The sequence below is a fragment of the Frankia sp. CcWB3 genome (genome assembly GCF_977927595.1).
Window position 1 is genome coordinate 6868 of sequence record NZ_CDWRCK010000111.1, and the last position, 6624, is coordinate 13491.

A 6624-nucleotide genomic window follows, 5' to 3' on the forward strand; every position below is an offset into this window, starting at 1 on the left:
CCTAAGTCTTGAAGCTGATGCCACGGAGCATGTCGACCGAGAACTGCACCGCACGACTTGGACCGCACGACCTGGACCGGGGTGGGACATGGCGAGGATTCACCGGCTCACCGACGCCACTGTGTGTCCCGGGCGTCCTGCGTGTCGTGTGCGTCCCGGCGACTGGTGTAGCCCGCCCGGCGACCGGCGGCTCCGGCCCGGCGTGCTGTTCGGGCCGGGGCCGGCGTGACGGCGCCGCAGCCTTGCGACCGGCAGGCCAGGGACAACTGGCGCAAGGGCGGTTGGCAACGCGCCGAGGCCGCCCTCCGTACCGCGCAGCCAGGTGCCGGCGCGTACGCGGTCGTGTTCATCGATGACGCCGGCTCGCCCGCATCGGTTGTCGCGACGTTCCCCGGGCCCATGTCCGCCGAGATGTACGGCAAGATCATTGGAGGTCGGTTCCGGGTCCTCCGGATGGATCCGGCGCATCACGCGCCCTGACCCGCCGATCGTTGGAGCCGATCGTTGGAAAGGTGGGCGCGGCCACGCCGCCGAACTCAGCAGATGCGGGGGAGTTGCTCGCCGAGCGGCCGGTCGACGATGCGGGTTCCCCCGAACGCGGTGCGCCCGACGACCACGCCCGGATGCTCCGTGGTGACCGTGCCGATGGCGGCCGCGTCACGCCCCGCCGGATGCGCCCGCATCGCCGCGAGCGCCGCGTCGGCGTCGGCATCGGCGACGAACGCGACCAGCTTGCCCTCGTTCGCCACGTGCAGCGGGTCGAGGCCGAGGAACCCGCAGGCCGCCGCGACCGCGGGCGGCACCGGCACGGCGCGCTCGGCGAACTCGATGCCCGTCCCGGACGCGGCGGCGATCTCGCACAGCGCGGTCGCGAGGCCACCCCGGGTCGGGTCGCGCAGCGCGTGGACCCCCGGCGCGGCCGCCAGCACCGCCGCGACCAGCCCGTGCAGCGCCGTCGTGTCGGAGCGGACCTCGCCGCCGAACTCCAGCCCGTCGCGCACGCTCAGCACGGCGACACCGTGCTCGCCGACGGGGCCGGAGACGATGACCCGGTCGCCGGGCCTCGCCCGTTCGGGGCGGATGTCCACCCCGGCCGGGACGAGCCCGATGCCGCTGGTGTTCACGTAAAGACCGTCGGCCAGCCCGCGCTCGACGACCTTGGTGTCCCCGGTCGCCAGCCGCACCCCCGCCGCGGCCGCGGCCCGGCCCATCGCCTGCGCCACCCGGCCCAGGACTGCGAGCTCCAGGCCCTCCTCGAGGATGAACCCGGCCGAGAGCGCCACCGGCACCGCGCCGGCACAGGCCAGGTCGTTGATGGTGCCGTGGACCGCGAGTTCGCCGATGGAGCCACCGGGGAAGAACAGCGGGCGCACCACGTACGAGTCGGTGGAGAACGCGAGCCGGGCGCCCGCGACATCCAGGACCGCCGAGTCCGCCGGTGCCCGCGCCACGTCGGTGGTCCCGAACGCGGGCAGGAACAGATGCTCGATCAGCTCGCTCGACAGCACGCCGCCGCCGCCGTGCCCCAGCACCACCTGGTGATGGTCACGCAGCGGAAGTGGGCAGGTCCAACCGGTCGGGTCGACGGGGTCAGCCACGGCCGACCGCCGGGGTCAGCCGCCGGAACTGGAAGTAGGCGGCGCACGCCCCCTCCGCCGAGACCATCGTCGCGCCGAGCGGGGTGCGTGGCGTGCAGGAGGTTCCGAACGCCGGGCACTGTGGCGGTTTGACCAGGCCCTGCAACATCTCGCCGCTGCGGCACTCGGCCGGCTCGGCCACCGTGAGGCCCTCGACGTCGAAGCGGACCTCGGCGTCGAAGTCCCGGTACGCCGCGGACAGCCGCCAACCCGAGTCCGGGATTGTCCCGATTCCCCGCCAGGGCCGGTCACACACCGTGAAAACCTCGGTGAGGATTTCCCGGGCCGCCGGGTTGCCCGCCGGCCGCACCGCCCGCGGGTAGGCGTTCGCGAGTTCTGCCCGCCCCGCCTCGAGCTGCTTGACAGCGTGGCGTACCCCGTCGAGCAGGTCGAGCGGCTCGAAACCGGTGACGACGATCGGTACCCGGTAGGTCGCCACCAACGGCTCGTACTGGGAGGTGCCCATCACCGTGCACACGTGGCCGGCCGCCAGGAACGCCGCCACCCGGTTCGCCGGCGAGGCGAGGACCGCGGTCATCGCCGGCGGCACCAGCACGTGGCTGACAAGTACGGAGAAGTTGCCGAGCTCACGGCGCCGGGCCGCCACCACGGCCATCGCGTTGGCCGGGGCGGTGGTCTCGAAGCCCACCCCGAAGAACACGACCTGGCGGTCCGGGTTCTCCTCGGCGAGGCGGACCGCGTCGAGTGGCGAGTAGACCACCCGGACGTCCCCGCCGCGCGCCCGGACCATGAACAGGTCCGTGCCGCTGCCGGGGACCCGCAGCATGTCCCCGAACGAACAGAAGATCACCTCGGGGTGGGCGGCGATCGCCAGCGCCCGGTCGATCGTCTCCAGCGGCGTGACGCACACCGGGCAGCCGGGGCCGTGGATGAACTCGACCTGGTCCGCGAGGAGCTGGTCGATCCCGTTACGGATGATCGAGTGGGTCTGGCCGCCGCAGACCTCCATGATCGTCCAGCGCCGGGTCGCGGTGGCAATGATCGCATCCAGCAGCCGGCGGGCCAACGCCGGGTCGCGGAACTCCGTCAGGTACCTCACCGGCCCGGCCCGGTCATGCCCGGTCCCGCCGCGCGCGATCCCAGCTCCTCCTCGAGCAGCCCCAGGTCCCGGAACATCGCGAGGGTCTCCCGCGCCGCGGCCTCGTCCACCCTGATCAGCCCGAAGCCGGCATGGATGATCGTGTACTCCCCGACGGTCGCGTCGGGCAGGTAGGCGAGGCACACCGTCTTGGTGACGCCGCCGAAGTCGACGATCGCCATCCGCGTACCGCGGTCGTCCCAGATCTCGATGATCCGGCCCGGTATCCCTAGACACATGCCGTCAGGCTTCCTTCCCGCCGAAGGTCGGCTCCGTCGGGCGGCCCAGCGCCGCGACCGCAGCCTGGCCCAGCGCCAGCCCACCGTCGCCCGGCGGCACCACCCGATGGACGAGTACGTTGAACCCGGCGGTGGCGAGCCGGGTGCGGCAGGCCCGCGTCAGCACCACGTTGGCGAACACACCGCCGGTCAGACCGACCAGGCGGACTCCGTACCGCCGCCGCGCGACCCCCGCGACCTCGGCCACCGCGTCCGCGACCGCCAGATGGAACGCGCCGGCCAGCACCGGCACCGCCACCCCCGCCCGCAGACCGGCGACGATCCCCGCGAGCACCCCCGCCGGGTCGAGGACGCCGTCCGCCAGGCCGAAGGCGAGCCGGCAGGCACCGGCGCCGCCGAGTCCGGCGCCGCCGAGCTCCGCCGCGGTGAGCCCGTCCGCGGCGAGCGCCTCCAGCTCGACGGCGGCCTGCGCCTCGTAGGTGATCCGGTGGCGCACCCCGAGCAGCGACGCCACCGCGTCGAACAGGCGGCCCATGCTCGTGCAGGGCACGCAGGCCACGCCCCGGTCCAGCGCGGTGCGCAGGGTGCGCAACTCCGCCACGGAGCAGGCCCGCACCGGCGCCAGGTCCGCGGTCCAGTCCAGGCCGGCGGCGGCCAGATGGGCGAGCGCGACCCGGTACGGATTGCGGACGGCGGCGTCGCCCCCGGGCAGGCCGATCGGACGCAGGTGCGCGACCCGCTCGGCGCGGGCGACGTCCGGGCCTACCAGCAGCACCTCGCCGCCCCAGATCGTGCCGTCGAGCCCGTAGCCGGTGCCGTCGAACGCGACCCCGAGGATGGTGTCGCCGAGCCTGCCGTGCTCGGCGAGCAGGGCGGCCACATGGGCGTGGTGGTGCTGGACCAGGTGCGGCGACCGGCCGGCGGACCGTGACCCGTAGGTGGAGGCCTGGTTCGCCCCCGCAGCCGGGTTCCCGGAGGCCGCGTCTTCGGCCCCCGTGGCCGCCGCGCGTTCGGCCCAGGCCCGGGTGACGTATCCCGGATGGAGGTCGGCGGCGAGCGTCTCCGGCGCGACGCCGTACAGGTCGGTCAGGTGCGCGGCGGACCGCTCGAAGGCCCCGAGCGCCGCCAGGCTGCCCATGTCACCCAGATGCTGGGACACGAACGCGCGACGGTCCGTGGTGAGGCAGAACGTGCTCTTGCCCTCGCCGCCCACGGCGAGCACCGACCGGACAGGGCGGCCGAGGTCCACCGGCAGCGGAACGTATCCGCGGGAGCGCCGCACCGGCAGCACCTGCCCGTCGTCTCCGTCGTCCCCGTAGCCGCAGCGCACCACCGAGTCGTCACACGGCAGGAGGATCGGTCGGTCGTGCCGGAGGAACGCGTCGGCGAGGCCGGCGAGCCGGTCCCGCGCGTCGTCGTCGGCGAAGCAGATGGGCTCGCCCGAACGGTTGCCACTGGTCATCACCAGCATCCGCGGCGGTGGCGGGCCGCCGCCCGGGACCGGCGCGAACAGCAGGTGGTGCACGGGCGTGTACGGCAGCAGCAGCCCCACCAGCGGGGTGCCGGGGGCGACCAGCCGCGATATCCCCGATATCCCCGCCGCGGGCGAGCGGCGGACGAGCACGATCGGAGCGGCTGGCGACGCCAGCAGCGCCGCCTCCGCCGACGACAGGTCGGCCACCAGGGCGGCCGTCGCCAGGTCGCGCACCATCACCGCGAACGGCTTGTCGGGCCGGCCCTTGCGGGCGCGCAGGCGCGCCAGGGCCGTGTCGCCGGCCGTGTCGCCCAGGTCGTTCTCGGCCGAGCAGACCAGGTGGTAGCCGCCGACGCCCTTGACCGCGACCACCGCGCCGGCCGCCAGCGCCCGCTGGGCCGCCGCCAGCGCGGCGTCCGTGCCGTGCACCTCTGGTCCGGTGCCGTCCGCGGGGCTGAACCACAGCTTCGGTCCGCAGGACGGGCAGGCGACGGGTTCGGCGTGGAAACGGCGGTCCGCCGGGTCGGCATACTCCGCCGCGCACCGCGCGCACATCGGGAAACGGGCCATCGTCGTGGCCGCGCGGTCGTACGGCAGCGCGCTGATGATCGTGTACCGCGGGCCGCAGTTGGTGCAGGTGATGAACGGGTGGCGGTGGCGCCGGTCGGTCGGGTCGAACATCTCGCGCAGGCAGTCGGCGCACACCGCGGTGTCCGCGGGCACCAGGGTGCGGTCGCCGGGAACGGTCGCGCCGGCCACGATCCGGAACCCGGCGTCGCCGGCGGTCAACCGGGTCACGCTCGTCACCGTGACGCGCTCGATGTGCGCGAGCGGTGGCGCCTGCGGTTCGAGCCGGCGCAGGAACTCGGCCACCGCCACCTCGTCGCCTTCGACCTCGGCGAACACCGAGGTCGAGTCGTTGCCGACGAATCCCGCGAGCCCGAGGGTGCCCGCGAGCCGGTGGACGTAGGGCCGGAAACCGACGCCCTGGACGACGCCCTCCACCACGACCCGGCGCCGGACCCGGCGCTCGGCCCGCTCGGCCTGCCTGTTCTGCTCTCCGGTCACACCCGCCGCCAGATCATGACCCGGTTGTTGCCCGAGTCCGCCACCGCGAGCCGGTCGCCGCGCACCGAGAGGCCGTACGGCCAGCAGAAGGTGTCGGCTTCGACGCGGGTCCACCGGTTCTCCCCGGTCTCGGCGAACGACGGCTGGCCGAGCACACCGGTCGCAGGCATGGAACTGCGCCGCGGCAGTTCGTCCCACAGCAGGACGCGGTTGTTGGCGGTGTCCGCGACGGCCAGCAGGTGCCCGTCGCTGTCGACGGCGTAGGGGAAGCGCAGGACGTCGGCCCGGCCAGGCGCGTAGGGGAACTCCCCGGAGCAGGCGAGATCGGGCTGGCCGAGCACCAGATCTGCGTCGCTGTCGGCGTCGGGATGGGGGGCCCAGCCGAGCAGCCGGTGGTTGCCGGCGTCCGCGACCAGCAGCCGATCGGCGGTGCCGGCGAGGTCGTGCGGCCACCGGAAGCTGGCCGGCCCGGCCGCGCCGCCACGGTTCTCGTCCCGGCGGGTGGGATCGGGCTGCCCCAGCACCAGGTCGGGTAGCCGGCCGGGTGAGGACGGCAGGCCATCCGACCAGCCCAGGATCCGTCGGTTACCGGTGTCAGCGACGTAGAAGCGCCCACCCACCACGGCCACCCCGAAGGGCCAGTAGAAGGTGTCTGGTCCGCACGGGCCGCCCCGGTTCTCGCGGACGGCGCCGGCGTCCGGCTGCCCGAGCACGAGGTCGGGGGCGGTGTCGGTGACCGTCGGGACCTCGTCCCAGACCAGCACCCGGTGGTGCCAGGCATCGGCGACCACGAGCCTGCCGTCCGTGACGAGCACGCCGGTCGGCAGGCGCAGGCCGCGTTCGGGTCCGCGCCCCGCGGCCGCCGGTCCTTCGCTCGTCGCGTCGGCCTGGCCGAGCACGACGTCGGCGGGGGTGCCGTCGACGGCCGGCAGACCATGCCAGATCAGCACCCGGTGGTTGCCCGAGTCCGCCACCACGAGCAGGTCGTCGCCGAGCCACACCCCGCGCGGCGCGTACAGCCGGGACGCCGACGGCAGAGCCGACGGCAGAGCCAGCCCGCCGGGCGCCGGGGCGCCGATCCACACCGCCGGTTCCCAGCCCCCCGCC

6 protein-coding genes are annotated in these 6624 nt (G+C 74.5%); 1 reads left to right on the plus strand and 5 read right to left on the minus strand.

Annotated elements, in window-relative coordinates:
* Window positions 1-225 precede the first annotated feature (225 nt).
* Window positions 226-480, plus strand: coding sequence for a hypothetical protein (locus ACY5KJ_RS10525; protein WP_462203269.1), 255 nt, complete (start codon window positions 226-228; stop codon window positions 478-480).
* Between the two features lie 56 nt (window positions 481-536).
* On the opposite strand, the gene hypE is transcribed toward ACY5KJ_RS10525, so the two are convergent.
* The 5 genes from hypE to ACY5KJ_RS10550 all read right to left on the minus strand — a co-directional run.
* Window positions 537-1598: a hydrogenase expression/formation protein HypE gene (hypE, locus tag ACY5KJ_RS10530; protein ID WP_462185814.1), complete on the minus strand. Its 1062-nt coding sequence runs from the start codon at window positions 1596-1598 to the stop codon at window positions 537-539.
* A complete protein-coding gene (gene hypD, locus ACY5KJ_RS10535; protein WP_462185813.1) occupies window positions 1591-2697 on the minus strand; it encodes a hydrogenase formation protein HypD in 1107 nt (368 codons plus the stop codon). The genes hypE and hypD overlap by 8 nt, the downstream gene beginning before the upstream one ends.
* Entirely contained in the window at window positions 2694-2975 is a 282-nt protein-coding gene (locus ACY5KJ_RS10540) for a HypC/HybG/HupF family hydrogenase formation chaperone (protein ID WP_462185812.1), read from the minus strand. Before ACY5KJ_RS10540 ends, hypD begins: the two co-directional genes overlap by 4 nt.
* Window positions 2976-2979: 4 nt before the next feature.
* Window positions 2980-5517, minus strand: coding sequence for a carbamoyltransferase HypF (gene hypF / locus ACY5KJ_RS10545; protein ID WP_462185811.1), 2538 nt, complete (start codon window positions 5515-5517; stop codon window positions 2980-2982).
* Window positions 5514-6624: NHL repeat-containing protein (locus ACY5KJ_RS10550; protein WP_462203270.1), on the minus strand; the 1111-nt coding region annotated here is incomplete at its 5' end. The genes hypF and ACY5KJ_RS10550, both read right to left, overlap by 4 nt.

Excerpts from the sequence above, each read along its gene's own strand:
- ACY5KJ_RS10540 (WP_462185812.1), bottom strand. The coding sequence starts at position 2,975 with ATGTGTCTAGGGATACCGGGCCGGATCATCGAGATCTGGGACGACCGC.